24 protein-coding genes are annotated in these 25207 nt (G+C 61.3%); 10 read left to right on the forward strand and 14 right to left on the reverse strand.

Annotation, left to right across the window (positions count from 1 at the left end; genetic code table 11):
- Positions 1-33 precede the first annotated feature (33 nt).
- The 5 genes from VGN12_13275 to VGN12_13295 all read right to left on the reverse strand — a co-directional run bounded on the left by VGN12_13275 (position 34) and on the right by VGN12_13295 (position 5676).
- A complete protein-coding gene (locus VGN12_13275; GenBank protein HEY4310417.1) occupies positions 34-2613 on the reverse strand; it encodes a hypothetical protein in 2580 nt (859 codons plus the stop codon).
- Between the two features lie 160 nt (positions 2614-2773).
- Positions 2774-3409: a nucleotidyltransferase family protein gene (locus tag VGN12_13280; GenBank protein ID HEY4310418.1), complete on the reverse strand. Its 636-nt coding sequence runs from the start codon at positions 3407-3409 to the stop codon at positions 2774-2776.
- Positions 3406-4494 (reverse strand): XdhC family protein, encoded by a 1089-nt coding sequence (locus tag VGN12_13285; protein ID HEY4310419.1) that lies wholly within the window; start codon positions 4492-4494, stop codon positions 3406-3408. The genes VGN12_13280 and VGN12_13285 overlap by 4 nt, the downstream gene beginning before the upstream one ends.
- 87 nt (positions 4495-4581) lie before the next feature.
- A complete protein-coding gene (locus VGN12_13290) occupies positions 4582-4890 on the reverse strand; it encodes a putative quinol monooxygenase (protein ID HEY4310420.1) in 309 nt (102 codons plus the stop codon).
- A gap of 84 nt (positions 4891-4974) precedes the next feature.
- Complete coding sequence (locus VGN12_13295) at positions 4975-5676, reverse strand: FKBP-type peptidyl-prolyl cis-trans isomerase (protein ID HEY4310421.1); 702 nt, start codon at positions 5674-5676, stop codon at positions 4975-4977.
- Positions 5677-6011: 335 nt separating this feature from the next.
- On the opposite strand from VGN12_13295, the gene VGN12_13300 reads away from it, so the two are divergent.
- Positions 6012-6572 carry a superoxide dismutase family protein gene (locus VGN12_13300; protein ID HEY4310422.1) on the forward strand — a complete coding sequence of 187 codons (561 nt, stop codon included), beginning with the start codon at positions 6012-6014 and terminating at the stop codon, positions 6570-6572.
- Positions 6573-6683: 111 nt separating this feature from the next.
- Positions 6684-6845: a hypothetical protein gene (locus VGN12_13305; protein HEY4310423.1), complete on the forward strand. Its 162-nt coding sequence runs from the start codon at positions 6684-6686 to the stop codon at positions 6843-6845.
- 115 nt (positions 6846-6960) lie between these two features.
- Here the strand turns inward: VGN12_13305 and VGN12_13310 are convergent, their stop codons facing one another.
- Complete coding sequence (locus VGN12_13310) at positions 6961-7713, reverse strand: hypothetical protein (GenBank protein ID HEY4310424.1); 753 nt, start codon at positions 7711-7713, stop codon at positions 6961-6963.
- 246 nt (positions 7714-7959) lie between these two features.
- On the opposite strand from VGN12_13310, the gene VGN12_13315 reads away from it, so the two are divergent.
- Both VGN12_13315 and VGN12_13320 read left to right on the forward strand, forming a co-directional pair.
- Complete coding sequence (locus VGN12_13315) at positions 7960-8244, forward strand: peptidylprolyl isomerase (protein ID HEY4310425.1); 285 nt, start codon at positions 7960-7962, stop codon at positions 8242-8244.
- Positions 8245-8255: 11 nt separating this feature from the next.
- Positions 8256-9920 (forward strand): PQQ-binding-like beta-propeller repeat protein, encoded by a 1665-nt coding sequence (locus VGN12_13320; protein ID HEY4310426.1) that lies wholly within the window; start codon positions 8256-8258, stop codon positions 9918-9920.
- Between the two features lie 37 nt (positions 9921-9957).
- On the opposite strand, the gene VGN12_13325 is transcribed toward VGN12_13320, so the two are convergent.
- Positions 9958-11121: a hypothetical protein gene (locus VGN12_13325; GenBank protein ID HEY4310427.1), complete on the reverse strand. Its 1164-nt coding sequence runs from the start codon at positions 11119-11121 to the stop codon at positions 9958-9960.
- A gap of 253 nt (positions 11122-11374) precedes the next feature.
- Here VGN12_13325 and VGN12_13330 point away from each other — a divergent pair, with 253 nt between their 5' ends.
- The 5 genes from VGN12_13330 to VGN12_13350 all read left to right on the forward strand — a co-directional run bounded on the left by VGN12_13330 (position 11375) and on the right by VGN12_13350 (position 16044).
- Positions 11375-12154, forward strand: coding sequence for an SDR family oxidoreductase (locus tag VGN12_13330; GenBank protein HEY4310428.1), 780 nt, complete (start codon positions 11375-11377; stop codon positions 12152-12154).
- A 10-nt stretch (positions 12155-12164) separates the two neighbouring features.
- Complete coding sequence (locus VGN12_13335) at positions 12165-13577, forward strand: DUF6513 domain-containing protein (GenBank protein HEY4310429.1); 1413 nt, start codon at positions 12165-12167, stop codon at positions 13575-13577.
- A gap of 129 nt (positions 13578-13706) precedes the next feature.
- On the forward strand, positions 13707-14336 hold the full coding sequence (locus VGN12_13340) for a DUF447 domain-containing protein (protein ID HEY4310430.1): 630 nt from the start codon (positions 13707-13709) through the stop codon (positions 14334-14336).
- A 9-nt stretch (positions 14337-14345) separates the two neighbouring features.
- A complete protein-coding gene (locus VGN12_13345; GenBank protein HEY4310431.1) occupies positions 14346-15314 on the forward strand; it encodes a hypothetical protein in 969 nt (322 codons plus the stop codon).
- 352 nt (positions 15315-15666) lie between these two features.
- Positions 15667-16044, forward strand: a complete 378-nt coding sequence (locus tag VGN12_13350) for a hypothetical protein (GenBank protein HEY4310432.1) — start codon at positions 15667-15669, stop codon at positions 16042-16044.
- 23 nt (positions 16045-16067) lie between these two features.
- On the opposite strand, the gene VGN12_13355 is transcribed toward VGN12_13350, so the two are convergent.
- From VGN12_13355 to VGN12_13375, 5 genes are all read right to left on the reverse strand, one after another.
- Positions 16068-16850: an SDR family oxidoreductase gene (locus tag VGN12_13355; GenBank protein ID HEY4310433.1), complete on the reverse strand. Its 783-nt coding sequence runs from the start codon at positions 16848-16850 to the stop codon at positions 16068-16070.
- Between the two features lie 46 nt (positions 16851-16896).
- The gene (locus VGN12_13360; protein HEY4310434.1) at positions 16897-18270 is read right to left on the reverse strand and encodes an aspartate aminotransferase family protein; all 1374 of its coding nucleotides are present in this window, start codon (positions 18268-18270) and stop codon (positions 16897-16899) included.
- Between the two features lie 81 nt (positions 18271-18351).
- Positions 18352-19488: a glycosyltransferase family 4 protein gene (locus VGN12_13365; GenBank protein HEY4310435.1), complete on the reverse strand. Its 1137-nt coding sequence runs from the start codon at positions 19486-19488 to the stop codon at positions 18352-18354.
- 50 nt (positions 19489-19538) lie between these two features.
- Positions 19539-20426: a 4-hydroxy-tetrahydrodipicolinate synthase gene (dapA, locus tag VGN12_13370; GenBank protein HEY4310436.1), complete on the reverse strand. Its 888-nt coding sequence runs from the start codon at positions 20424-20426 to the stop codon at positions 19539-19541.
- Positions 20427-20562: 136 nt separating this feature from the next.
- On the reverse strand, positions 20563-21279 hold the full coding sequence (locus tag VGN12_13375; GenBank protein HEY4310437.1) for a pyridoxine 5'-phosphate synthase: 717 nt from the start codon (positions 21277-21279) through the stop codon (positions 20563-20565).
- A 227-nt stretch (positions 21280-21506) separates the two neighbouring features.
- On the opposite strand from VGN12_13375, the gene VGN12_13380 reads away from it, so the two are divergent.
- Positions 21507-21695, forward strand: a complete 189-nt coding sequence (locus tag VGN12_13380) for a hypothetical protein (protein ID HEY4310438.1) — start codon at positions 21507-21509, stop codon at positions 21693-21695.
- A gap of 31 nt (positions 21696-21726) precedes the next feature.
- On the opposite strand, the gene VGN12_13385 is transcribed toward VGN12_13380, so the two are convergent.
- Both VGN12_13385 and VGN12_13390 read right to left on the reverse strand, forming a co-directional pair.
- Positions 21727-23061, reverse strand: a complete 1335-nt coding sequence (locus VGN12_13385) for a hypothetical protein (GenBank protein HEY4310439.1) — start codon at positions 23059-23061, stop codon at positions 21727-21729.
- 300 nt (positions 23062-23361) lie between these two features.
- Positions 23362-24906: a Do family serine endopeptidase gene (locus VGN12_13390; GenBank protein ID HEY4310440.1), complete on the reverse strand. Its 1545-nt coding sequence runs from the start codon at positions 24904-24906 to the stop codon at positions 23362-23364.
- Positions 24907-25207: the final 301 nt, after the last annotated feature.

Below are 25207 nucleotides of genomic sequence, written 5' to 3' on the forward strand. Positions count from 1 at the left end.
ATCAGTGGCCTCGCTAGAGGCCAGCAATTTGGTTTAAGGAGTATTCTCAGCGGGCTGACGCAAGAAGTCGATAACTTCCTCGTCGACCAGGTCGTTGCCGACTTGCGCCCGGGAGTTGAAGTCGATCTGAATGGGCAGTGCTGGACCGTAAGTCAAATGGGCGACCACGATCGATGCTCGACGAGACTGAGTCGCTGCCGGCGTGATCGTGACGCCGGGCAACTCGTCGCCCGTCCAAGCAATCAACCGCACTTCTCCGGCGGCGACTTCGCTTTGCGCAAGATCCACTAGCGAATCAAGTTCTAGCGGGCCGGTGGCTGCATTTTCCTTTTCGGGCACGAGGTTTCTTTCGCCGCCGTTCTTTCCCCTTGCGGTGCGTGCCGTCAATGAGATATCGAGTGTTTCGTCCGCGGCCAAGGAGCCGATGTGAAACGGCTTGTCTCGATCAATAACGATCATCACTTTCCGCAGGTCGAGCCCGGTGCCATTGTGCAGCCTATAGACGTCCGAATCGACAAGATGGGTCCATTGGAGCCGTCCCGCGAGCGGATACATTTCTTCGCTGTGAACCATTCCAGTGGCGTTCGAGGAAACGGCGAGGTTCGTCAGTTGCAGCGGGTACTGGTCGGCGGTCGTGGTGACGGGCTCCTGACGCAGTGTTACCGTGGCGCGGGATTGTCGGACGGGAAAGTTTATGCCAGAAGCGAATGGCAACGCTACGGCCGAAGGACTGGCCATCTCGACGGAATAGTTGGTCGCAAGCGAGGTATACAGCAACGAATAACGCGTCAGGTGTGCGCGAGCATATTCGGGTTGAATTTCAACGACCGCGATTTCGGTGGCCGAGCGGTCGAAGCCGATGTCCAACTGAGCCAGCCGGACGACAAGCCCTCCAAACACAATGGCGATCAACGGCGCCGCAACCCAGGCCCATTCGACGCGACCCAGCGAACGAAACACGAGCCAGTTCAGCGGGACGAGGACGAATATGTATGCACCCAGCATATAGAGCACGAACATCGCGCGGGGAACCGAAATTGCGGCGGCTTCTCTCAGTAGCTCGCGCGCTTTTTGCGACGCCTGGCTTTGATCGTCCCAGGCCGCGACGCCGCCGTTGACGCCGCCCAATTCGCCGGCATTCGGCAAAATGAGCATCGCCGGGTCCGCGCTGTTCGAGAAGCGGCGTGGTGGCAGCCCGCCTTTCCAGGGCATTTGATCGAGCGCTGGGGGCGCGATCGCCAACCGGCCCGCGTCGCGCGTGAAGAAGCGCATCTGCGACACGCGAGCGGAATCGTCCAACACACCGTCGGCCCAGCCGACGCCAACTTTATCTTCGTAGCTTTTTACAAAACGGCGCGGCGTGCCGCGCAACAGCAGGGAATGAAAGAGGGCGTCGTACCCGGGCCATTCGACCAAATCTCGCTGGGTGAGTCGGAATGCCGTGACCACGGTGCGACCGCGGCCGACGGCGCGTTCGGCGACCAATGCCTGGTTGCTGTCGTCCTCGGCCAGAATATTCGCTGCGCGGTCAGCGGTATTCAAATGCTGGCCGGTCCACGGCTGAGCAGTCTGTAGTTTGCGCGAATCGTCGGGCGACACGCGAGCCAACGGGGCCAAAGTGTCTGTGCCCATTTCCCAACTGTCGCCTGGGCCGGCCGGGAGAACCCCCTCCAAAAAACTGCCGCGCAGCAGATCGAGCGAATCGGGGCCGCTGACGATCAATTGCCCTCCCCAGTGAAGCCAGTCGAGCATCGCCTGTTGCTGTGGTGGCGTGAGCAGCTTGGGATCGAGGCTGTCCCAGAGCACGACCGCGGTGTTCGTCCAGAAGAGCGGTTGTTCGGGCAGGGGAGCGGCGGCCGTGATCTTGGGCAACAGCACGCGGTAGTGCGCCTGCGCGCCACGATCCTCGATACTGCCACGCGGCGCCCAAATTGAGTCAAGCGTGTGCAGGTACCGATAATCTTCGACTTGCTGCGCTAACACAACGAAGAAGAATTGTTCGTTGGGGACCAGCGTAAGTAATTCACGGGCGTTCCACATATCGCGACCGCCCGACGAGAGTAGGCGGGTAGCTATCTGCCGATGGGGGCTATGCGTCGGCGTGAAGACTTCTACATCGAGAATCTTCTTTTGCATTTTCGCCAAGAGCGCCGGACGCGAGCTGCGCATCCGAAAGGCCTGGCCGTCCAGGTCGACCGGGTCGCCGGTGGGGGTCACCATTTCGGTGACCAGGTCGCCGCGGAAATCGTCGAAATTCGCGCGGGTCTCGAGCGAGCCCGTTGTCCAATGGCCCGGCTTGATGCCGGATTCGACGCGATCCGTTTCACTCGGGCGAAGTGTGAATGGTCCGAATGAGAAGGGATCAATCGGGCGTTTCACTTTGCTATCTTCGTCGAGCGCTTCTTGGGCGGCGATGCGCGCGGCATTGGTTGCGTCTTGCGTCGAGCGACGGACAATCAAAGTCACAAGTGCCGCGATCACGGCCACGATCAACAGCGACGACTTCCAACGTCTTCGCAGAAACGCAAATCGTCTGACCGGCTCGCCATTGGACGCCGAGGAGGGTGGCTGATCCTGTGGCGAAAGGTTGTCGATGCCAGGGGATTCGTCCATGACTGATTACTGCCTGGCCTGACAAGATGACTCGAACGAGTGAAGAGATGCCGGTCTTACTCTGCGCTTCGAATATGACCTTACATTCGAGTTTAAGGGACACGCAATCGCGAGAAAAGCGTTCTATAGGCAGTAAATGCGTAGTGTGCAAACGTTTCGTTTAGTCGGTTTCCTCTTCGATCAACTTTTCATAATCCTCGGGATGATCGATGTCCACGAAAGCCGTCGGATCCTCCCAGGAAATCTCTTTCACCGCGCTTCGTGCAACCAGGGCGTTCAGCCCTTCGTCGGACCCAAGCTGCGATACCTCGGCGGCATGCGGCCACGGAAACAGCACCGGGTGCCCCGTCCGTCCACCGCTTGCCGGCAGGATGATTTGCGGCAGATCCGGACGATATGTCGTGATGACGCGATCGATGAGCGCCGCGCTCAAACGGGGCATGTCGGCCGGCGCGACCATCCAGGCATCGACGGCGCGCGGCGAGGCATTCGCGCGAATCCAATCCAAGGCGTGACCAACGCTCGATTTCATATCGGGCGGAGGATTGTCCGGAGCGACGACTTCGGCTCCCGCGCGTCGGCAATGCTCGGCAAGTGCATGGTCGTCCGGATGTATGACCACGACGACGAGCGCTACGCGGCTGCCGCGCCATTGTTCGAGAATATGCTCGACGAGGGGACGCCCCTTCCAGTCGAGTAGCAGCTTGGGTTTTCCCATCCGCCGGCTGCGGCCTGCTGCGGGAACGATTCCAAAGAATCTCGGTACCACTTCGGCTGGCGAAATGGATCGGCTCACGAATCACACGCCTGAAGTGACGCTGGACGACCGGGCACCTGGCCGCCACAATTTCTGTGCGCGACCAACTCTGCCAGGATGCTCACCGCAATCTCGGCCACGGTTTGCGATCCGATTTCGATTCCAACCGGCGCGAACACCTTGGCCAGCGCTTCGGGCGAGACCCCTTGTGCAACGAGGTCGTCGAAAATGAGGCGAATCTTGCGCCGGCTGCCGATCATGCCGACGTACCGTGCGCCGCGATCGACCAGATGATATAACGCCTCTTCGTCGTGATTGTGGCCACGCGTCACGATCAGGGCAAAAGTATCTGGCGTGATTTCGAGCTGTGATAACGACTCGCCGATATTGCCGAGAATGAGGCGGTCAGCGCGCGGAAAACGGCCGCGCGCCACGTATTCCGCGCGATCATCCAGCACCCAGACATCGAAATCGAGGTCCGCGGCGATATTCGCCACGGCCTGACCGACATGTCCACCCCCCACGATCAATAACCGGCAGCGGGCGCGGTGCGTTAAATAAGCAACGCCTGAGATCGCTTGCGGCCGGTGGCGAGCAGCACTTTCGGCGATCACGTCGCGCACGACGCCGGGCAACGGGGCTGTATCGCCTGTGTGACGGCTGGAGAGCAATTGGCCGGCATCGCTTGCCAGATAACAAGTAGGGGCCGGCAGCCCAGATTTCTCGGCGTCGAAGACGATCGCCTCGACGCAGCCGCTGCCCCGTTCGAGCTGTTCTTGCAGGCGTGCGAAGTAGGCCGCCTCGGAAAGCGAACGGAGCGGCTCGACCAGAATCAGCATCCGGCCGCCGCAAATCAGTCCATCGTCCCAGCCGTAGTCGTTATCGAGCTGAAACGAACACAATTCGGGTTCGCCTTGCTCCAAGACGGCCAATGCCCGGCGCTTCACCTCGGCCTCGACGCAACCGCCCCCCAGGGTGCCAGCCTGCGATCCGTCCGCGAACACGAGCATCGCGGCGCCGGCCTTTTGCGGTGTCGAGCCGCGCGTTTCCACCAGCCGGCAATGAGCAACAGCGCGCCCGGCTGACAGGCTTTCTAGAAGCTGAGGTATGAGCTCACGCATCATCGTCTGGCCCGGGGCATCGAAACGCGGTTCGCTGGCATTATACTGCGCAGGCCTGCGGCCGCGCAGCAAGTCGCGAATGGTTGGGCGCTATGCCGGGGACAGAACCTGCAGTTGCGTGCCCAGGACCATGTCCTTCACCTTGTCGCGATAGGTCTTCATGTGCGGCGCGACCAGGTGGGCGCGCAAGGCATCGAGGTCCTTCCACCGTTCGACGACCGTGACAACGTCGTCGCGCAACGCTCCTTGCACCGGAATGCCGCTGGCAACGTCGACGGTCGGACCATAATCGACGCAGCCATTTTCGGCATGTACCAAAGGCACCAGGGCATGAAATTCCTTTAGGAACTCGGCCCTCTTGCCCGCAGCCACGGTGATCGTGGCGATCACATGGATCACGTGAATTCTCCCTGACGCGGATTTCGATTTACCTGAACCGGTGCAACGCGACCAGCCGACGGGTTAGCCCTCGATGTCAAGGGACTAGCCGCCGATGCCGAGTAGCTCCACCTCGAAGATCAATGTCGCGTTCGGGCCGATGACCGGCGGGCTGCCGTTGGGACCATAAGCCAAGTCCGAGGGGACGTAGAGGATCCACTTCGAGCCGACCTTCATCAGTTGCAACGCCTCGGTCCAGCCAGGGATCACGCCGCCGACGGGAATCTTCAAGGGTTCGCCTCGTTCGTACGAACTGTCGAACGGGGTACCGTCGATCAGGGTTCCCTTGTAGTGGGCCGTGACGGTGTCGGCTTTCGCCGGAGACTTGCCGGTCCCTTCCTTGAGAACCTTGTATTGCAAGCCGGACTTGGTCGTCTTCACGCCTTCGGCCTTGGCATTGGCAGCCAAGAAGGCTTCGCCGTCTTTCTTGTTCTGTTCGGGAATGCGCGCCGAGACTTCTTGCTCGAAGGCCTTGAGCACATTGTCCATCTCTTCGTCGTTCAACGTCGGCTTGGTGCCGGCCATGCCTTCTTGCAATCCCTTAATTAAAGCGGCGCCATCGATAGGGAGGCTCTTTCGCTTGAAGTTGGAGCCGATGCGATAGCCGATCGAATAGCTGGCATCGGCGGCATTGGCTTTCGGCAGGGCTTCGCCCGGCGGCTTCGCGACCGGGGTCCGCTTGGGCCCTTGCGCCAACAGGGGCGAGGTCATGCCGATGGCAAGAATCATGACGGTAAGTATTCGCATTAATAGGTTTCCTTTATTTCCCTGCAAAGCGGGTGGGAGCGGTAATTCGCGGTGGGCATTTTTCGCGGCCACTGTGAATGCTCCCCACGAGGAGGCACTCAATCAATACGGGGCGCGGGCAATACGGGGCGCGGGGTGGAAACGGCTATCTTACCGCCCGATCGCGGGTTCCAAAAGGACATTCGCGCCGGCGAAGGGGACCCTTTTTGCGACGCCAGGAAGGTCAAAACGCCGAGCGACACTTGCGGTCACGACGATTAGCCCCTAATTTTGCACGCTGAGCGCCACGCCGCGCTTCCAAGCCAGCGAGATTTCCATTCGAGGAGAAACAACTTATGCGTGCCATGATTGCGTTGATTGTCTCAGTCGTTTTGCTTGCCGGGGTCGTGACCGCCGAACAGGCCAAGGCGCCAGCCGGACATGGCGAAGCAGGGGGCGTCGACCGCGCCGTGGCGGTTTTGCTGCCCACCGGAGATAGCGGTGTTACGGGCGTGGTCTATTTCTCGCGCGATGGCAAAGCGGTTCATGTCTCGGGCAAGGTTACCGGCCTAAAGCCCGGCCAGCACGGATTTCACGTGCATCAGTTCGGTGACGTGACCGGCATGAGCGATGGCCTATCGGCCGGCGGCCATTTCAATCCCGAAAACAAGCCACACGGCAAGCCCGAAGACAAGGAACGGCACGTCGGCGACCTGGGCAATATCACCGCTGGCGAAGACGGAACAGCCACGATCGACATCAAGGACAGCATGCTCGAACTCGACGGCCCCCACAGCATTCTCGGCCGCGGACTGGTCGTACACGCCAATCCCGACAAGTTCACGCAGCCTGTTGGTGACGCCGGAGGGCGCGTGGCCGTGGGTGTGATCGGTGTTGCCTCGCCGCCGAAGAAGTAAACGTAGAATCATTGGTCGACACCCGCCGGCGCCGAACGAATTTCCGCGCCGGCGGGGCGTTCGCTTTCGATGTCATTGGGAAGGTTTCTAACTCACACAAGGAAGTCAACGTTGAAAGCCAAGCTCTTCTCGGTCGCGGTACTGCTCGCCTCGCTGGCTTGCTCGGGCTGCGGCAAATCGGACAAGGATTACACGCCTCCGCCCCCCAGCGAGAACGTCGATTCGCCGCCGCCGGGTGGGACGCAAGAGAATCCGGGCCAGCCCCGGCCGTAGGACGGCGCCGTTCGTAAAGCGGTCGCGCGCGATTGCGCCGGCTGCGGACGTCGTTGGCGCCTGAACCAGGTACTCCGCGCTTGGTGGGCGTTACGTGCCGATCTGCCGATAGGCATCAGGGCGTGGCCGTGGCATCGTCGAGTTTTTGCACGCGCGAGGGCATTTGCTTGATGATCAACAGGCGCTGAAGCTGGCGATCGATCTCGTTGGCCGCTTCTTGTTGTATCGCAATGCGCCGCTCGCGCACTTCCAATTCTGGACTCGTCGCGGCACGTTCGCCGAGCGCGCGGCGGAGATTGATCTGCTCGTGCTTGTCGAGTAACAGCTGTTCATCGGCACGAGCACTGATCTCGCGCAGCTTTTGCTCAGTCTTTGCCCGATCGAGCACACCCCGCTCAACGACCTCCTTGAAATAACAATTGACGACTGCGTCGACGACTTTCATCCCTTCCATGGGACTGCCTGTCAGCAGGCGAACCCGCAGCAGTTCGCCATCGTTGGGGTAGTCGAATTTCAGATTCTCTTGCAGCCAGCCGACAGGGTCACGGTGAACTTGTAAAGAGGGGACGCCGTAAATGGCCGGATCGCGCAGAGCGCGGGTTAGGTTCGACTTGCTGCGCATCAGCTCGACCTGAGTACGTTTGAAATTTCCGTACTCCTCGTCCGTTTCCGCGTCGCTGAAAACCTTTGGCCAGCCGGAGTCGGAACGCAACCGTTTGACTTGTAAATAAGCTGTCACTTCGACCTTGGAAGTTTCCAGAAACAGAAATAATCCGATGGCGATGGCCGTCACCGTGACTAGCATCGTCGCCAGGGTGAAGCGTGCCACGCGGCGCGGCTCGGCACGATGATCTTCGGCGGTGTCCATCGGCGGATTGCCCTTTCTTCGAGGTGAACAGATTGACTCTGGCCGTTTCGAACGAGAGAGGCAGCGTCCCCATTTTAGGTGATACGCAAAGCGAAGTCGCCAGTCCGGCGTTACGTAATTGAATACGTTCCTGCTATAATTCCCCCGCACCTGTCCGATAGGCTGGGCGATTCGCGGGGATTGCCATCGAACGGGACGCTCGTCGGCAAAAGAGACGACTTCTCTGTATTAGTTCTGGAGGCCGTCATGGCTAAGAAAGCATCAGCGCGTCATATACTCGTCGCTACGAAGGAATCGTGCGAGAACCTGAAATCGCAGATCGAGGGGGGCGCCGATTTCGCCGACCTGGCGAAGAAGCACTCGCAGTGTCCGTCTGGCAAAGATGGCGGCGCGCTCGGCGAATTCTCGCCGGGCCGCATGGTGCCGGAGTTTGACAAGGTCGTATTCAGCGCTCCGGTCGGCGAAGTGCAGGGGCCAGTGCGAACGCAGTTCGGCTGGCATCTATTGGAAGTCACCAGCCGTACGGAATAGGAACTGTGCCGATGACCGATTCCGCTCGACGCTGGCTTCAAGGAGCCGTCAGCCCGAACGCCGCGTTGCGATTCGGTCTGGTGTTCGCTGCGATCGTGGCGGCCGTGGGGGTCTGTGCCTGGGCACAGCTTCGCGAGAACAAAGACCATCAGGTCGCGTTTCTCATTACCGCGTCGACGATTGCCGGAACCGCGCTACTGATCTTCGGTTGGCTGGTCGTTACCGCGCCCTGGTCATGGCTGTCCCGGATGGGAACGATCGTCGGATTCGGCGCGGCCGTGGGCGTTTTCTTCCAGTTGGTGCGCATCGACGAAACGTCAGGGGACGTCGTGCCGAAGCTGGCGTGGCGCTGGACCCCCAAACACGACGTGGCGCTGGCCGCGGAATTTGCGGACCTGGTCGGCGGCAAGGCGGATTTGTCGACCACCACGGCCGAGGATTCGCCAGAGTTTCTTGGCCAGGACCGCCGTGGCATGGTCGCGGGCCCTGCGCTCGCCCGTGACTGGTCAGGTACTCCTCCTCGCGAAATTTGGCGACGTCCGATTGGCGCGGCGTGGAGTTCGTTCGCGATCGTGGGGAATTATGCCGTCACGCAAGAGCAGCGCGGCGAGAATGAGCTAGTCGTCTGTTACGAACTGTCGACCGGCAAGCCCGTGTGGTACCACGCGGACAAAGTGCGCTTCGAAGAAGTGCTGGCCGGCGTGGGGCCGCGTTCGACTCCCACCGTGGTCGATGGTCGGGTTTACACGCTGGGGGCGCTGGGGCTTTTGAACTGCCTGGACGGAGCAACCGGAAAATGCCTTTGGTCGCATGACGTGGCCGCTGAGAATGGCGCGGATACGCCGGACCGCAAGCCCGAGTGGGGCAAGAGCTGTTCGCCGCTGGTCGTGGACAATGCCGTGGTCGTATCGGCCGGCGGTCCTGACGGACATTCGCTCGTGGCGTACGACAAGGAGACCGGTCAGGAGCTTTGGCACGCCGGTGATGCACCCTCGAGCTACAGTTCGCCTCTATTAGCAACGTTGGCCGGGCGGCGGCAGATCGTGATCGTGAATCGGATGAACGTCGAGGGGCACGATCCGGCCGACGGTCATATTCTGTGGCAATACGACTGGCCGATGCCCAATCCGAAATGTGCCGAGCCGCTGGTCATCGGCGACGATACGGTGCTGGTTTCGGCCGGCTATGGGCTGGGAAGTGCGCTATTACGAATCGTTCCCGGTAGCGACGGCAACTTCACCGTCGAGCAGTTGTGGGCGGACCGCAATCTGCGAAATCTGAAGTCGAAGTTTGCCAACATGGTGCTTCGTGACGGCTACGTCTATGCGCTTGACGACGGCGTGCTTTGTTGCATCGAGGCCGAGACCGGCAAGCGCCGCTGGCGGGGCGGGCGCTATCAGCACGGGCAGTTGCTGCTGGTGGGCGAGTTGCTCCTGGTCGTGGGTGAGGCAGGCGAGCTAGCGCTTGTCGAAACGAATCCGAAATCGTTCGTCGAGCTGGGACGTATCACGGCCCTGACGGCCAAGACCTGGAACAATCCGGCGATTTCGGGGCGCAAGCTACTGGTGCGTAACCACGAGGAAGCGGTCTGCTATGAATTGCCGCTGGCCGACAGCACCGGGGGCGATGATATCCCGCCCGAGGATGCATCTCTCGAAGGTGCGTCGGCGAAGTAGCTCCTTTGCCAGGTTCGCGCGCTGCGGCGGCGGACCACTATTTCACTTCTTGCGCGAGCAACCAATCCTCGACGACGACGTGGGCGACGAAGGGGGTGCGCAGAATCGCGGCTTTCGAGGTGATGACCTTCGCGAGCCACGGCCGGCGCACGATCCCCATCACGGCCCGGCGGCCCAGGCTACTCTTCAGTGCCCAACGATTGACCTGGGCGTTGACGTTTTCGCTTATCCGTTGAAACGTTGCGGGAATCAGGTTCGGCTCGGGACCGACGTGCAAGATCAGGTCGATGCCCATCGTCAGCAACTCGTTGATGCAATCCCACATCCGTTGCGGATGGTCGACCCAGCGATTCATCAGGCTGCGGCTGTTGTAGTCGTTGTAGGCAACTTTGCCGTTGACCATCGAAAGAATCGGCGGCACGGGCGCGACGAAGCCCCCTGTCACCGTTTGCATGATCGCGGCGGCACGATTCGAAAGATTGCGACTCCACAGGATCGATGTATGCAACGGAGGCCACTTGTAAGAGTTCTTACGCAGGTGGATCTGTTTGCCCAGCGCCTCGGGCATGAGCTCTTTGAAGCGGTTGATCGTTTCGTTCTGGCCAAGCAATAGCACGGTATTCGGCGCCAGGTGGCTCGACATGTCGATCACGCCATGGGACTCGGCCGTGATGCGGGTGCAAAGCCTGAGGATCGCATCCAGGTCGAGCGCGGGACCGCGCGAGAAGACGACCCCCATCGTCACGGTTTTGGCCAGCTCGACGCAGTCGTCCGAAAGGTAAAGCAGAGGGCGAAGCAGGTCCGGCATGGTGTAAACGCCGCTGCAAACCAGGGCCGCGATCTCGCCGATGCTGTAACCGAACGCCAGGCGGGATCGCCGGTAGTCGATATCGAAGAATTCCTTAAGCAGTGCGATGTGGGCCCGTTCGACGGCGACGATCAGCGGGATATCTTCGGCAAAAGTCTCCAGCGAGCTCTCCTGGCGGGAGCGAACCCGGGCGACCAGATCGAACTTCCGTCCGGTCGCGGTTGAGCAGGCTTCGGAATCTTCGCGCAAATAGCGCTCGAGGACGGGGCCGTAGACCCGATGTTCGAGCAGTTCAGCGGTCCGCCCCAGGTTAGTATTGTTGTAGCCGCGGAAGGCGAAGGCTGTGGTCGCCAGGCGATCGCGGATCAAGTCCGCGCGGATTTGATTATCCATGTCGTCAGATCGGTTCTCCGCGAACTTCGTTGGACGGGCGAGGCGCTGGGGCGACACCGGACGGTGTCAGGGCGAATTACGGACTTTGCCGGCAAACAGAGGGGAATTCGGGGGGCCGGCCAGCAAGGGTCGAAAGTGAACGGGCGGGAAGCGGATGTTGTGCGGCACGAGTCTCGGTCGAGACCGGGCGGCCTTTGTCCGCAGCCCACGTTGGGATTACAAAGCAAGTATAAGCTGGCAATGAGAATTCTCGATGCCCATCGAAAGTGAAAAACAACCGGCGACGGGCGATCTTACAGGCCTTACGGCCGTCGTGACCGGATCCTCCAGCGGTATTGGCCGGGCGATTGCCCTGGAACTGGCCGCGGGGGGCGCCGCGGTGCTGGTGCATGCGCGGCAGTCAAGAAGCGCCGCCGAGGAGACGGTGCATGCTGTTCGACTGCGGGGCGCCGAGTCCGCGGTCGAGTTGGCCGATATCGCCGACCCCGAAGAAGGACGACAGCTCGTCGAGCGCGCCTGGAAGTGGCGCGGGGGCGTGGACATTTGGGTCAACAACGCCGGCGCCGACACGTTGACGGGGGACGCAGCGCGATGGTCGTTCGAACAGAAGCTCGACGTTCTGTGGCGGGTGGATGTTTGCGGCACGATCTTTTTGTCGCGCGCGATCGGCCAACGGATGCAGGCGGCCGGACATGGCGTCATTCTGAACGTCGGTTGGGATCAGGCCGAGCGCGGCATGGCGGGCGACAGCGGCGAGCTATTTGCCGCGTCGAAGGGGGCGATCATGGCTTTCTCGAAAAGCCTGGCCCGATCGCTTGCGCCGCAGGCGCGGGTGAACTGTCTCGCGCCCGGTTGGATCAAAACAGCCTGGGGTGAAAACGCGCCGCAAGCCTGGCAGGAGCGAGCGGTGCGAGAATCACTACTGGCACGGTGGGGGACACCGGAAGATGTGGCGCGGGTGGCAAGATTTTTGGCCTCGCCCGCCGCGAGTTTTATTACGGGGCAGATCGTGGCCGTGAATGGCGGACATTGAATGTTTTTCGATGAGTAGAGGGCACGTCCATTTCGTTACCGGTCGACTTGCCGAGGAGAGCCTGCGCCATGTGCTGGGCAAGATGGCGCCGCGCGTCGATTTCGACTATTCGGTCGGCGTGCTGGGCATCTCGGTTGCGGCGCTGATGACACCACGTTGGGTTGCGCAGCGCGTGGCGCCGCCGGCAGGGACGACGCGCGTGGTGCTGCCCGGATACTGCTCGGGAGATTTGCAGGAAGTCGAGGCTGCGACGGGCGTGCCTGTCGACCGGGGCCCGAAAGATTTGCGGGACCTGCCGGATTGGTTTTCGAGCCCTATCGGCGATCGCGGCGATTACGGGGCCTATTCGATCGAGATCATCGCCGAGATCAATCATGCTCCGCGCCTATCACAGGGCGAATTGCTGGCGGCAGCGAACGCTTTGAAAGCGGCCGGCGCGGACGTGATCGACGTCGGCTGCAATCCGGGCGAGACCTGGTCCGGGGTGGCGGACGCCGTGCGGATGCTGCGCGATGCCGGGTTGCGTGTGTCGATCGACAGCATGAACGTCGACGAGATCGAGCCGGCCGTTCAGGCCGGGGCCGAGCTGGTGTTGTCCGTCAATTCCACGAATATCGAGCGGGCCGTCGATTGGGGATGCGAGGTGGTCGTGGTGCCGGACGCTACGGAAGACCTGTCCGGCCTGGAAGAGAATGTAGCCCGACTGCAGCAAGCCGGCGTCCGTTTTCGGATCGATCCGATTCTGGAGCCGATCGGATTTGGCTTCGCACGCGGCCTGGGGCGGTATCTCGACGTCCGGTCCCGGTATCCGCAAATTCCCATGATGATGGGGATCGGCAATCTGACCGAACTGACCGACGTGGATTCGGCGGGCGTGAACACTATTTTGATTGGGTTTTGCCAGGAGCAGGGGATCGAGAGCGTTCTGACAACGCAAGTAATCAACTGGTCGCGATCGGCCGTCCGCGAATGTGATCTGGCGCGGCGGCTGGTATTTCACGCCGTTACGAATCGGGTGCTGCCGAAGCGCGTCGAGCCGGGGCTCGTGATGCTCCGCGATCCGCGCGTGAACGAACCGACGGTCGAAGAACTGGAGCGACTGGCGCGCGACATCAAAGATCCGAATTATCGGATATTCGTCGCGCGTGGAGAAATTCACGTAATTAGCGTCGGCTTGCACATTAGTGGTGTCGATCCCTACGTACTGCTCGGTCAAATGCAGGCCACGGCACGCCGGCCGCTCAACCCGGAACACGCGTTCTATCTGGGGTATGAGTTGGCGAAAGCGCGAACGGCGCTCACCTTGGGCAAGGACTATCGGCAGGACGAGGCCTTGCAATGGGGCTTTTTGACGGTCGAAGAAAAGAGCCACCGCGGCGCGGGGCGACCACGGGCGGAAGATTCCGCAGGGCCCACGGTGTGAGAGAGCTATGGGCTATCGATCCTTCAGCGATCGGCCCTTGGCAGGTATGCTGAACGGTCCCGGGCAGATTGGCCTGCCGGGCATTCCCGCCATGTTTCCTCAGTTTTCGCTCTCGGCGATCCAATCTCGATGATTCTTGAAGGCATCGTAACCACGGTGAACGCTGACGGCACGGTGAATATTGCGCCGATGGGCCCACTGGTCGATGACGAAATCACACACCTGACGCTGCGCCCTTTTCAGACGTCGACGACGTTCCAGAACCTGATGCGCACGCGGCAGGGGGTGTTCCATGTCACGGACGACGTCGAGCTGCTCGCGCATGCGGCGATTGATCGGATTGACCGCATGCCGCCGCTCGTGCGTGCCGAGCGCGTCGAAGGCTGGATTCTGGCCGATTCGTGTCGATGGTTCGCCTTCGAAGTCCGCGACGCCGATATTCGCGAGGCACGTAGTCGTATGGAGGCCGATGTCGTCGACCACGGTCACCTGCGCGAGTTTTTCGGATTCAACCGCGCCAAGCATGCGGTCGTCGAGGCGGCAATTCTCGCCACGCGTGTGCATCTGCTCGAGGGCGTTGATCTGTTGAATGAGCTCGCGCGGCTCGTGGTAATGGTCGAAAAAACGGGGGGCGACCAAGAGCGACGTGCATTCGACTTTCTGTCGCAGTACATTCGCAGCAGTATCTCCGCGGCATCGGCAGCGAAATCGACGTCCGCTGCGCAACAAACTACTCCACGCGTTGGATCGGCACCGTAAGTGAGCGCTATGCCCCGCCGTGTGGTTCAGGTGACGACCGGCTGCCGATTGCATTTTGGCATGCTCTCCTTCGGCCAACGCGGGGTGCGCGAGTTCGGCGGCGCCGGGGCGATGATCGATGCGGCGGGGGTTGCGCTGCGTATTTCGCCGTCCACGCAATTGAAAACGAGCGGTCCGCTGGCCGAGGTTGCCCTGAGACATGCGCAATCGATCGCCGATGCTCCGTGGTTCGGACGTACGCCCGATTGCGAGATCCAGATTATGTCCGTTCCGCCACCGCACGCCGGGTTAGGAAGCGGTACGCAGTTGGCCTTGGCCGTGGCAGCCGGTATGGCCCGATTCTTTGATTGCCCGACGCCGGACCTGATTCAATTGGTGCAAGCCGTTGGCCGCGGTCGACGATCGGCGGTCGGGCTGTACGGCTTCTGGCACGGCGGTCTGATCGTCGAGGCGGGCAAACGCTCGGAAGAAGAGATCTCACCGCTGTTGCACCGGATCGCGCTCCCCGAGGATTGGCGATTTCTGCTGATCCGCTCGGCCGAGAGCGAGGGGCTGTCGGGCGAGAACGAGCGGCAGGCCTTCGGCCGCTTGCCCCCGGTTCCCGTCGAAGTGACGGCGCGGATGTGCCAGGAATTGCTGCTGGAGATGATCCCGGCCGCGATCGAAGGCGACTATTCGGCGTTCAGCAGTGCCCTGTTTCGGTTCGGCGAGGACGCCGGGCGCTGCTTCGCGGCCCAGCAGGGAGGCGTCTATGGCTCGGCCCAGATGACGTGGGCTGTCGACGAATTGCGTAAGCTCGGCGTGGCAGGCGTCGCACAATCGTCTTGGGGGCCGACGGTATTCGCCGTCCTCCCTAACCAACGTGCCGCCGAGGAAATCCAGGCTCATTTCGACCAAAGCCAGCCGAGACGACCGTTGTCCTGCATCATCGCCCGACCGAGGAACGAACCGGCGCGGGTGGACGTGATTCTGGAGTAGGCCTTGGCTAGTCGGATCCTACCTCTGAACCGCACGCCTGAACTTTCATGGATTTTCTGTCATGTGCTGGCTACACTAAATTGAGGGGAGGGGAAGACGTGCGGTTTGCGACTGTGCGTAACGCATGGCTTCCAGGCGTGACGGGGGGCGCTGGTTCATCTCTTCATTTTTCTCATTCGCTCTCCGTCTTGTCGGCAACTGATCGCGTGAACGCGCGGCAACGCGCTACCACTGAATGACAGGACAACTTTTGGCGCGTGGCCAAAAGCAGGGATAGAGCGCTGCAACCTACTGCAGCGAGGCATCACGCAACGACATTCTTGGCTGTAACGCACAGCCGGAGGGTCGATCGATGTCCATTCAGTTCAAGTGCCCTAATGGGCATCTGTTGAAGGTCAAAGATAAGTACGCGGGGCAGACAGGCCTGTGCCCTCAGTGCCAGGCACGCGTGCTGGTTCCCAAGTTGCCGGAACCGTTATCCGAAGATGCGATCGCGGACTTGATTGGTCCACCGCCGGCTTTGGACGATCGCCCGGTCCATGAGGAACCTCGTCCGCATGATCTGGCGGGCAGCTCAGGCTCGAGCTTGATCCAATCGAGCATGTCGGCGCGCGACACCAAGATCTGCCCGAAGTGCAAACGCGAAGTGCGGGTGTGCTATACGCTGTGCCCGCACTGCCATACGTACTTCTCGGACGTGACCGAGGTTTCGCGACGGTTGACGCATTAACAACCCTGCTGTCGCTGCGAAATTCACCACAGTAGTCGGCCGCCGTCGACGACCATTAATGATCCAGTGACGTAGCTGGCGGCGTCGCTTGCCAGGAAGAGTGCCAGTCCGCCGATTTCGCGCGGGTCGCCCAATCGGCCCATGGGAATCGTTCCTTCGATCTCCTGTCGCAGCTCGGGGCGGTCGGCGAACCAGCGACGGTTGGCATCAGTAAGAAACGTGCCTGGCGCGATGGCGTTCACGGTAACGCCATGCGGCGCCCAATCGGCGGCCACGGCCTTGGTGAACATGGCAAGGGCGGCCTTGGTGGTTTCGTAGGCTCGGCCGCGCATCTGCTTGCCGGCCACCAGGGCCGAGATTGACGCGACGTTGATGACGCGTCCGCGGCGCCGCGGCAGCATGGCGCCGCCAATGATCCGCGTGCAGAGAAATGCTTGCGTCAGGTTCAGGTCGACAATGCGCTGCCAATCCGCCAGTGGCAGGTCTTCGGTGGGGACGTTGATTCGCCGGCCGCCGACGTTGTTGATCAGAATGTCGATTGAGTCGAATTGCTCGAGGGCCTGATGGCACATCGCTTCGGCCACGGCCGGAACGCCGAGATCGGCCGGCAGCAGCGAAATCGGGGCTGCGCAGGTGCTTTGTAATTCGTCGCGCGCGGCGGAAAGTTGATCCTTGTCGCGGCCGACGAGTACCAATTCGGCGCCTGCTTCACCTAAAGCCCGGGCCATTTCGAGCCCCAGCCCGCGGCTACCACCGGTCACGAGTGCGCGCCGGCCGTCGAGTTTCAGCGAGTCCCAGACGGTCATGACGTGGACATCCCTAAATTGTTGTCTGGATGGAACGCGATAGCATTTATGCGATCTCGCCTTCGGTACGCAGCATACGCACTGTTTGACGCAGCGCGTCCACGGTTTGCTCCAGATCGCTGTCCGTATGCACGGCCGATGTCGGCCCGCCAGGCCAGGAGAAGATATCGACACCGTGAAGCAGCATTCCCAGCCGCAGCTTGATAATCAGCGATCGCGCGGCGGGCGTCTTGAACAGTCGGTAATCGAGCTTGCCGGCGTCAATGTCCGTCTGCGAGGGGCGCACCTCGGTGGGGTCGGTAAAGATGTGGAAGCCCGAGAACGAGCCGTAAACCACCCACGGCACTGTTTCGTCGCGCAGCATGCGATTCGCGGCCTCGCGCAGCCGTGCAGCGTAATCGTTAGCACGTTCGCAGGCGTCGGTCGTGCGAACGATATCGAGCGTCGCGATGCCGGCCGCGGCTGAGAGAGGATTGCCATTGTAGGTGCCGTGATGCGAGATTTTTTCGCGCCCTGCGGCGGCTGATTTGGCAAAATCGAGCTGCTCCATGATGTCGCGCCGCCCCACGAGCGCGCCCCCCGGCAATCCGCCCGCCAAGATCTTGGCCAGCGTCGTCAGGTCAGGTTTTACGCGGTAATGAGCTTGAGCGCCCCCTGGGGAGCAGCGAAAGCCGCTGATGACTTCGTCGAAGATCAGCAGCACGCCGCGCATGCGCGTCAACTCGACCAAGGATTCGATGAATGACTGCGCGACGGGAATCTGACCCCAGCTCGCACCGGTTGGTTCGATGATCGCGGCGGCAATGTCGGGATGCTGATCGAGTACGGCGCGGGTCGCGTTGATATCCCCCGGGGGCGCTAGCAGGACGTTATCAGCCACGCCCGGCAGAACACCCGGCGTGGGCGTACCGTCGAAGTGCGAGCCGACACCGAATGCCATGTGATCGTGCCAACCGTGAAAATGCCCCGCAAACCGCAGCACCTTGGTACGGCCTGTAAAGGCGCGGGCCAGTCGCAACGCGAGCATCGTGGCTTCGGTGCCGGAGTTGGTGAATCGCACCATTTCGGCCGACGGCATCAGTTGCTGAACCAGTTCGCCCCAGCGCACTTCGAGCTCATGCCCTGAACCGTAATGCGTGCCGCGAGGCAATTGCTGCGCGATGGCGTCGGTGACGATGGGATGATTATGCCCTAGCAGTAGCGCGCCATGTCCGCCGGCGTAGTCAACGTACTCGTTGCCGTCGACGTCCCATTTATGCGATCCGGCAGCCCGTTCGACATAGATGGGATGCGGCTCCAGAATGCGGCCATCATGCGTGACGCCGCTGGGAAAGACGCGGCTGGCACGCTTGTACAGTTGAGCCGACGCCGGCGTGCGTTTGCAGTAAGCGTCAACGAGTGGCGAATGCGTGGGGCTCATCGAGGGCTCACGGGGCGGGATGTATCGCAGGGCATCGGGCGGCGGAAAGACCCTTAATCTACCGACCGGCGGCCGGGTGTGTCACGCCTGAGGTGTATCGGACTGAGAGGAAATTGTCGCCGCGTAATGCTTGGCAAGCCAATCTGCGGCGGTCGAAGCATCGAATGTCGTGCGAATGCGCTCAAGAGCCGCCGCGGCCAGCCGCTGGCGCAGGATTGGATCGTCGACCAGTTGACGGATTGCAGTTGCCAGTGCAGCCGGATCGTCGGAGGGGACAAGCAGCGCCGCGCCGGGTGGAAGAATCTCCGCTGTGCCGCCAACATCCGTTGCCACGATCGGGATGCCCGTGGCCGCCGCTTCGAGCAATACGCGCCCGAGCGGTTCTTGCCGGGCCGGGTGTGCGAGCAAGGTGAGCTCCGGAAGGATGCTCGGCACGTCTGCGCGGTAACCAAGGAAGTGGACTCGGCCGGCGAGCTGGCCCGTCGAGGATTGTTCGCATACTTCTCGTTCGTGTTCGTGAGCTTCGGCTTTCGTCGAGTATCGCTCGCCGACGATGATGTAATGAGCGTGAGGCAGGTGGTTCGCAAGAGATTGCGCGGCTGCGGCTAGCACATCGTGCCCCTTGCGCAGCACGAGTTGTCCGACCGTACCGATCAGGATCGCGTCGCGCGGAAGTCCCAATTCGCAGTGCAGCCAGCCGGTCGCCGGGCGTGGTTGAAACTTTGCTAGATCGATGCCATTGTAAAGAACGGACACTTTCTCGACGCACAGGCCCTGGGCGATGTGATGGTCGCGCGTGGCCTGCGAAACGGCCAGCAGGCGTGTGTTCTGATTGAGATCCGCGATGGCCTGATTGCTCAGCCGAATAATGTCACGCAGATGTGCGACGCTCGGTACGCTTGCGCTCGCGGCCACGGGACCCGCGAGCCGCCCCATCGAGAGGCTATTGGCATGCACGAGCGCTGGACGCACTCGCTCGATCGCGGCACTGATCTGCTGGCGAAGTGCTTCTTGTGAGGAGCGATGCCTTTCGCTGATTGCCTCAAGCGGCAGGACTTCGACGTTTCGCACCATTAGCTCACGAGCCAGCGAACCCTGGCCGGGGGCGAGAGCGTGGAAGGAAAATCCGCGCGACGTCAGCCGTTGCAACAGGGCCAGCAACGATTGTTCACCGCCGTTGAGCGTCGCGTACTCGAACAGCAACAGCACGCGCGACATTCGAGCGCGATCCTTGAAGTGACGGGCGAGTTCGCCGCGAGTGGACGGGGTTACAGCAGACCGTATCCGGCCAGCGTCGAGCGCAGTTTCGCCTCTTCGGCAACGCTAAGGGGCGTCATCGGCAAGCGCAACTCGCCATTGTCTCGTCCCAACAACCGCATCGCGGCTTTGATCGGAATCGGGTTCGTCGCCAATCCCAGCATGTCGCGACATAAGGGGAACAGCTTCTTGTGCCAGCGCTGTGCCTCGGCCAAGTTGCCGGCTTCGAAACTGCGGAGCAGTGCCAGCATGTCCCCTGGCACGATGTTGCCCACGACCGAAATCACACCCCGTCCGCCGATCGCCAAGAGGGGAAGCGTCAGGCTGTCGTCGCCGCTGAGCACCGTGAGATTCGTTAGCGCCAGGACCTGCGACGCCTGGTCCATCGAGCCGGTGGCCTCTTTCACCATCGTGATATTCTTCAACTCGGCCATCCGGGCGATCGTCTCGGGCTCGATGTTCTTGCCCGTGCGGCCGGGGATGTTATAGACGCAGATCGGCAGGTCCGTGGCTTCGGCCAGCGCCTTGAAGTGCTGGTAAAAGCCTTCCTGCGTAGGCTTGTTGTAATAGGGCGCGACGACGAGCGACGCATCTGCGCCGGAACGAGCCGCGTGTTTGGCCAGCCGCAGAGCCTCGCGCGTGCTGTTCGACCCGGTACCCGGCATGACTTTGATGCGGCCGGCGGCCATTTGCACGACCTCGGTGATCACGCGATCATGCTCGTCGTGCGACAGCGTGGGAGATTCTCCCGTGGTGCCGACAGGGCAAATGCACTTCGTTCCGGCCTCGACCTGAAAGTCGATTTGCTTGCGTAGCGCCGGAAAGTCGACTTCGCCGTCCTTGAATGGCGTAGTAATCGCGACGGACAGTCCGGCGAACGCTTCACCTTTGGTCGTCATGGCAGGCTACCGCGGCTTTGTCGCGGCGTCATAGAGGGTTGGGGCGAGGCGGAAACGTCCGCGCATCATAAAGCAGGAGGATTTTTCGTGCAAAGGGGCCCGGCGACCGGTAACGTGCCGCCAAAGCAGTTCCGCGTCAACGGTCGGTGATGAGTTCTTTCATTTCGCGTACGGCTGCTTGCAGGCCCACAAGCAGGGCCCGGGCGACAATGCTGTGCCCGATGTTCAACTCGCACATCTGCGGGATGCGGGCGATCGGTAGCACATTGCGATAGGTCAAGCCGTGGCCGGCATGCAGGGTCAGGCCCTGTTCGACGATCAGCCGGCCCGCCTCGGTGAGTTTTGCAGTCTGTGCGGCTTGCTCGGACTCGCCGACCAGGGCGTACTGACCGGTGTGCAATTCGACGGCGTCGGCGCCGAGTTTCTTCGCGGTTTCGATAGCTGCGCGGTCGGGATCGAGAAACAGGCTGACGACGATGCCCGCGTCGTGCAGCCGGGAAATCGCCGTGGCGACCTTGGCTTCGGCCGCGCGTACGTCGAGACCTCCTTCGGTCGTCACTTCTTCGCGTCGCTCGGGCACGAGCGTAGCCTGCTGAGGTTTGATCTGGCAAGCGAGATCGAGGACATCATTGTCGCATGCCAACTCGAGATTCAATTTGACGGTGACGGTCTCGCGGAGGATGCGCAAATCGCGATCTTGAATATGGCGACGATCCTCACGCAAGTGAATCGTGATGCCGTCGGCGCCGCCCAGTTCGGCCGCGGCCGCCGCCCAAACGGGGTCAGGCTCGTACGTCCGGCGCGCTTGCCGGACCGTCGCCACGTGATCGATGTTAACGCCTAGTTGTGCCATGCTGCCTGCTTGGTACCAGTGGGGTGCGAGAATTGGTCGATCGGGAAGCGGAGATTATAGTTGTGAGATCACGCCGGGAAAGAGCTTCATTTCCATCGAGCCCTGCCGCGGTTCCGGGACCGCCCTGGTTTCGGTGCGTCCCTTATCTGCCGCTCTCGGGTCGCGCCGGCCGGGAACGAAGTATCAGCAAGCCGCGATTCGAACTAACACAGTAAAGGCTGCCTTACATGGACGTCGCGAGATGGATGACCCTGATGGCCCTGACACTATTCCTGATGGAGGGGTTCACGCTCAGCGTCTTTCCCGTGCAATTCAAGGAGTTTCTCGCGCAGGTCGACCCGCGCGCGATGCAGGCTATGGGGCTCGTCGAAACCGTCTTGGCAGTAGGCCTGATCGCCGGAATCCTGGTCGGATGAACGAGAAAAAATCGTTCGCCGTCGCGTCCGTTCAGCAGGACGTCAGTGGCAAGGGGGCCGGACGCAGGAAGCTTTGCAGAATCTCGGGCTGCGGCACGAAGTTGACGTGCATGCGGCTGGCAACGGCCGAGTAGCGTCCCAGCAAATCGAATTGATGCTTGGGCTCGCTGGCCAGCCCTTCGAGCTTGCCGCTGGGCTCGATATTCCAGTTCGAACTTAAGTAGCCACGCACTTTGGTGCCGGGCCGTCCCAGCCAGCAGCGTTGCGAAAGCGTGATCGTCGTGGGCACTGGCGGTCGTGGATGAGGATTGGCCGTGGCCGTGGCAGGAAAAACGCCAACCATCGGTACATGCTCGCCGGCGGGGGTAACGAGATGTTCGCAAAGATAGGCTAGACCGCCTCCCTCGGCATAGATTCGTCGTCCGGCGCAAAGATGCTCGCGTAGAGAGAATCGCATGCAGTGGTTCTCGGCAAGCGCGGACGCAAAACGTTCGGGATGCCCGCACCCGAGATAGACCAGATCGGTGTCGGGAGGCAATGCTTCGTCACGCAGCGGGGAGAAGTCGACGACCGTGGCTCCCTGTAGTTCCAGTAGCTCGAGCGCGTCCGGAAAATAACAGCGGAAAGCATCGTCATAGGCGACAGCGATATTCATGCGCGAGGCGTGACACGAATCATCGGCGCGAAAGACGAACGGCCGCACCTGAGGAAACGAGTGTCGGGCCGACAGTTGCTTGAGTCGATCGAGTCGCAAGTAGCGGTTGAGCGACACGGCAAGATCCTGGCAGAGGTCTTTCGAGGGGGCGACGCCGCGGGGCAGGGAGGCCAACGTTCGTCGGATCGATTTCAGCGTGTCGAGGCCGCCCAGGACCGGAATCCCCCATAAGGATTCGAGTGTCGTTTGCAGAGAGGCAAATTGCTGTGGGCTTTGCAATTTGTCCAGCAGTAATGCGTCTGCCTGGCGCGGCCGTTCCGGCAAGCGGCAATCACCGATCTGCGAAGCGTCGATTACCGCGATGCGCGGCAGATCGAGCCAATCGCACAGATCGTCAAGCAATCCGCCGCGCCACGGTTGCTCGTAGGACTGCGCATAACGACCTTCGACGATGGCGAGTGTCGCTCGTGACGCGCCATGCACGAAGGCCTCGCGACAGGCTTCGGGCGTCATTAACCAACTATCGAGATGTCTTGACGAGGCACCGGTCGCGGCCCGGGCTCCGTCGAGCCGTGGAAACGACGCGACAGAGAAGAAATGTTGCAACTGTTGTCCGCGGGCAGAAAGCAACGCCAAGAGGGCCCAGCAAAGCGGCTGATGGTCAACGCCCTCGTGTGCCGATCCGATAGCGAGTCTTGGCAACTGTGACATGCGAGACTGCTCACGTGATCGTTTAGAGAGATTGCACTGAGAGAACCTGCGCGCTCAGTTAATGCAGATGCGGCACTAAGTCATCGTAGCGCTTCAACCACGCAGGCCATGCCCTGCGGCTAGTGCATTCTTAGGGGTAACCCGAGGGGAGTCAATAAAAAAAGGCCGGTGCTCGGATGAGCACCGGCCCGTCTGTAACGATTCGATCAACCGTGCTGATTTGCCGTGGAAACCCGTGTTTCACGACCTATCGGCCAGCGGGAGCCCGTTGGTTCCCGTGTGGCAAGCTGCAGCGGCGAACTACTTCTTCAGGACCACGAAGCTATTGCCGTCGGGGGTCCGCACCAGGAGCAGCACACCGCGCTCGGTCGACTCGCTGGCAATTGCCTTCTTGAATTCGTCCATGGTCGTCACGCTTTGCTTGCCAACCTTCTTGACGACCATACCCTCGCGAAGGCCACGTTCGGCCGCCAGGCCATCGGGAGTGACGTTAGTAATGACCACGCCCTCGACGCCCTTGAAGCCTAACTGCTCTGCCTCGGCGGCGCTCATGTCGGAAACTTCCAATCCAAGTTCGTCGCTGACGAAGGATCGCGAGTTCGTACCTCGATCCTTACCGCCGACGTTGCGAACCTCGACGTGCTGTTCATCCGGCATGGCTTCGACGCCGATCTTCAACGTCATCGGTTTGCCGTCGCGCAGGATCTGCACGTCTTCCTTAGTTGCCGGGGGAGTGCGCTCGACTAGCTGCTGCAACTGGCCCGGCGTACCGACATGCTTGCCGGCAAACTCGGTGATTACGTCACCTTCTTGCAAACCAGCCTTGGCGGCGGGTGATTCGGACATGACTTCGTTGACGAACACACCACCGTGGCGATGTACGCCGAACTGCTCTGCCAGGTCGCCGGCGATTTCACCTACGCGCACGCCCAGGTAGGCGCGCTTCACGGCTCCCCCGTGAACCAGTTGATCGGCGACCCACTTGGCTTGATTGATGGGGATCGCAAATCCAACACCCTGGAACCCGCCACTGCTCGAGGCGATCGCCGTGTTGATGCCGACGACCTTGCCATCAAGATCGACGAGCGGACCACCCGAGTTGCCCGGATTGATGGCCGCATCAGTCTGCAGGTATTGAGCACGCTGACCCGAAGGAAGAGTGCGTCCCTTACCGCTAATGATGCCGGCACTGACGGTCATCTCTTGATTGAAGGGGTTGCCCACGGCGAGCACCCAGTCGCCGATGCCGATCTCGTCCGAGTCACCGAGCGTGGCGGCCGGCAAATCGCCTGCACCTTTGATGTGAACCACGGCCAGGTCCGAGGACTTGTCGGTCTTGATGTCATAGCCTTCGAACTCACGACCATCCGAGAGCCGGACCGTGACTTCGGTGGCGCCTTCGACGACGTGATTATTCGTGAGGATGATCCCCGACTTGTCGATGATCACACCGGCGCCAACGCCTGAGCGGCGTTCGGGGGCGGGCATGTTGAACGGCAGGCCACGACCCTTGAAGAGTTCCTCGTAGGGCGTCCCCTTGAGGGGATTGTCTCCCCGGTCGTTACCCCGATCATTGCCGTTGCCACGCACCTGGCGTGTATTGGTCTCGGACATGACGGTGACGACGCTGGGTATTGTTGCGTCCGCGGCAGTGCGGAAGGCATGGGACAGGGCTTTGGCAAACCCGTAATCTTTTTTGTGTTCGGGCGTTTGCGCGACGGGGGGCGTCGTCTTATCTTCGGCGACACTCTGCCCGTGCCAAAAGGCGGCACTGGTCGCGACGCTGACAGCCACCAGGGCGGCCACCCATAACCGAGCGCCGGGGCGCTGATTGGCGGAACTCATATTCTCTCCTCCTTACGAATGCTGATCGTTTCTTCCCTTCGACCGGCGTCGGCAATTCACAAATAAGCCCGACAATTAAAAGACCGGCATATTTGGGCTACGAAGACCGCCGCATGCGGGTTCGTCACTTGGACAGTTGCCGGACCGGTAAACGTCTTGCAAAGTGTGGGATTAAGAGCCATCCGCGACACCGTGACGTTGATACCAGATTCACGCGGAACGGCACAAGCTCGATTGACAAAACTCGCTATGGCGGCTAGGGTTATGTTTGTTTTCGGGGCGCAAATTCGTCTTCAGTCAC

It is taken from the genome of Pirellulales bacterium (assembly GCA_036499395.1).
Classification (GTDB): Bacteria; Planctomycetota; Planctomycetia; order Pirellulales; family JACPPG01; genus JACPPG01.

Coding starts and splice junctions, on each gene's coding strand:
- VGN12_13285 (HEY4310419.1), bottom strand. CDS start 4,494: ATGATGCGTGAGCTCATACCTCAGCTTCTAGAAAGCCTGTCAGCCGGG.
- VGN12_13350 (HEY4310432.1), top strand. CDS start 15,667: ATGTCCATTCAGTTCAAGTGCCCTAATGGGCATCTGTTGAAGGTCAAA.
- VGN12_13275 (HEY4310417.1), bottom strand. CDS start 2,613: ATGGACGAATCCCCTGGCATCGACAACCTTTCGCCACAGGATCAGCCA.
- VGN12_13360 (HEY4310434.1), bottom strand. CDS start 18,270: ATGAGCCCCACGCATTCGCCACTCGTTGACGCTTACTGCAAACGCACG.
- dapA (HEY4310436.1), bottom strand. CDS start 20,426: ATGACGACCAAAGGTGAAGCGTTCGCCGGACTGTCCGTCGCGATTACT.
- VGN12_13355 (HEY4310433.1), bottom strand. CDS start 16,850: ATGACCGTCTGGGACTCGCTGAAACTCGACGGCCGGCGCGCACTCGTG.
- VGN12_13295 (HEY4310421.1), bottom strand. CDS start 5,676: ATGCGAATACTTACCGTCATGATTCTTGCCATCGGCATGACCTCGCCC.
- VGN12_13340 (HEY4310430.1), top strand. CDS start 13,707: ATGATTCTTGAAGGCATCGTAACCACGGTGAACGCTGACGGCACGGTG.
- VGN12_13335 (HEY4310429.1), top strand. CDS start 12,165: ATGAGTAGAGGGCACGTCCATTTCGTTACCGGTCGACTTGCCGAGGAG.
- VGN12_13365 (HEY4310435.1), bottom strand. CDS start 19,488: ATGTCGCGCGTGCTGTTGCTGTTCGAGTACGCGACGCTCAACGGCGGT.
- VGN12_13385 (HEY4310439.1), bottom strand. CDS start 23,061: ATGTCACAGTTGCCAAGACTCGCTATCGGATCGGCACACGAGGGCGTT.
- VGN12_13380 (HEY4310438.1), top strand. CDS start 21,507: ATGGACGTCGCGAGATGGATGACCCTGATGGCCCTGACACTATTCCTG.
- VGN12_13320 (HEY4310426.1), top strand. CDS start 8,256: ATGACCGATTCCGCTCGACGCTGGCTTCAAGGAGCCGTCAGCCCGAAC.
- VGN12_13390 (HEY4310440.1), bottom strand. CDS start 24,906: ATGAGTTCCGCCAATCAGCGCCCCGGCGCTCGGTTATGGGTGGCCGCC.
- VGN12_13310 (HEY4310424.1), bottom strand. CDS start 7,713: ATGGACACCGCCGAAGATCATCGTGCCGAGCCGCGCCGCGTGGCACGC.
- VGN12_13300 (HEY4310422.1), top strand. CDS start 6,012: ATGCGTGCCATGATTGCGTTGATTGTCTCAGTCGTTTTGCTTGCCGGG.
- VGN12_13325 (HEY4310427.1), bottom strand. CDS start 11,121: ATGGATAATCAAATCCGCGCGGACTTGATCCGCGATCGCCTGGCGACC.
- VGN12_13345 (HEY4310431.1), top strand. CDS start 14,346: ATGCCCCGCCGTGTGGTTCAGGTGACGACCGGCTGCCGATTGCATTTT.
- VGN12_13315 (HEY4310425.1), top strand. CDS start 7,960: ATGGCTAAGAAAGCATCAGCGCGTCATATACTCGTCGCTACGAAGGAA.
- VGN12_13375 (HEY4310437.1), bottom strand. CDS start 21,279: ATGGCACAACTAGGCGTTAACATCGATCACGTGGCGACGGTCCGGCAA.
- VGN12_13330 (HEY4310428.1), top strand. CDS start 11,375: ATGCCCATCGAAAGTGAAAAACAACCGGCGACGGGCGATCTTACAGGC.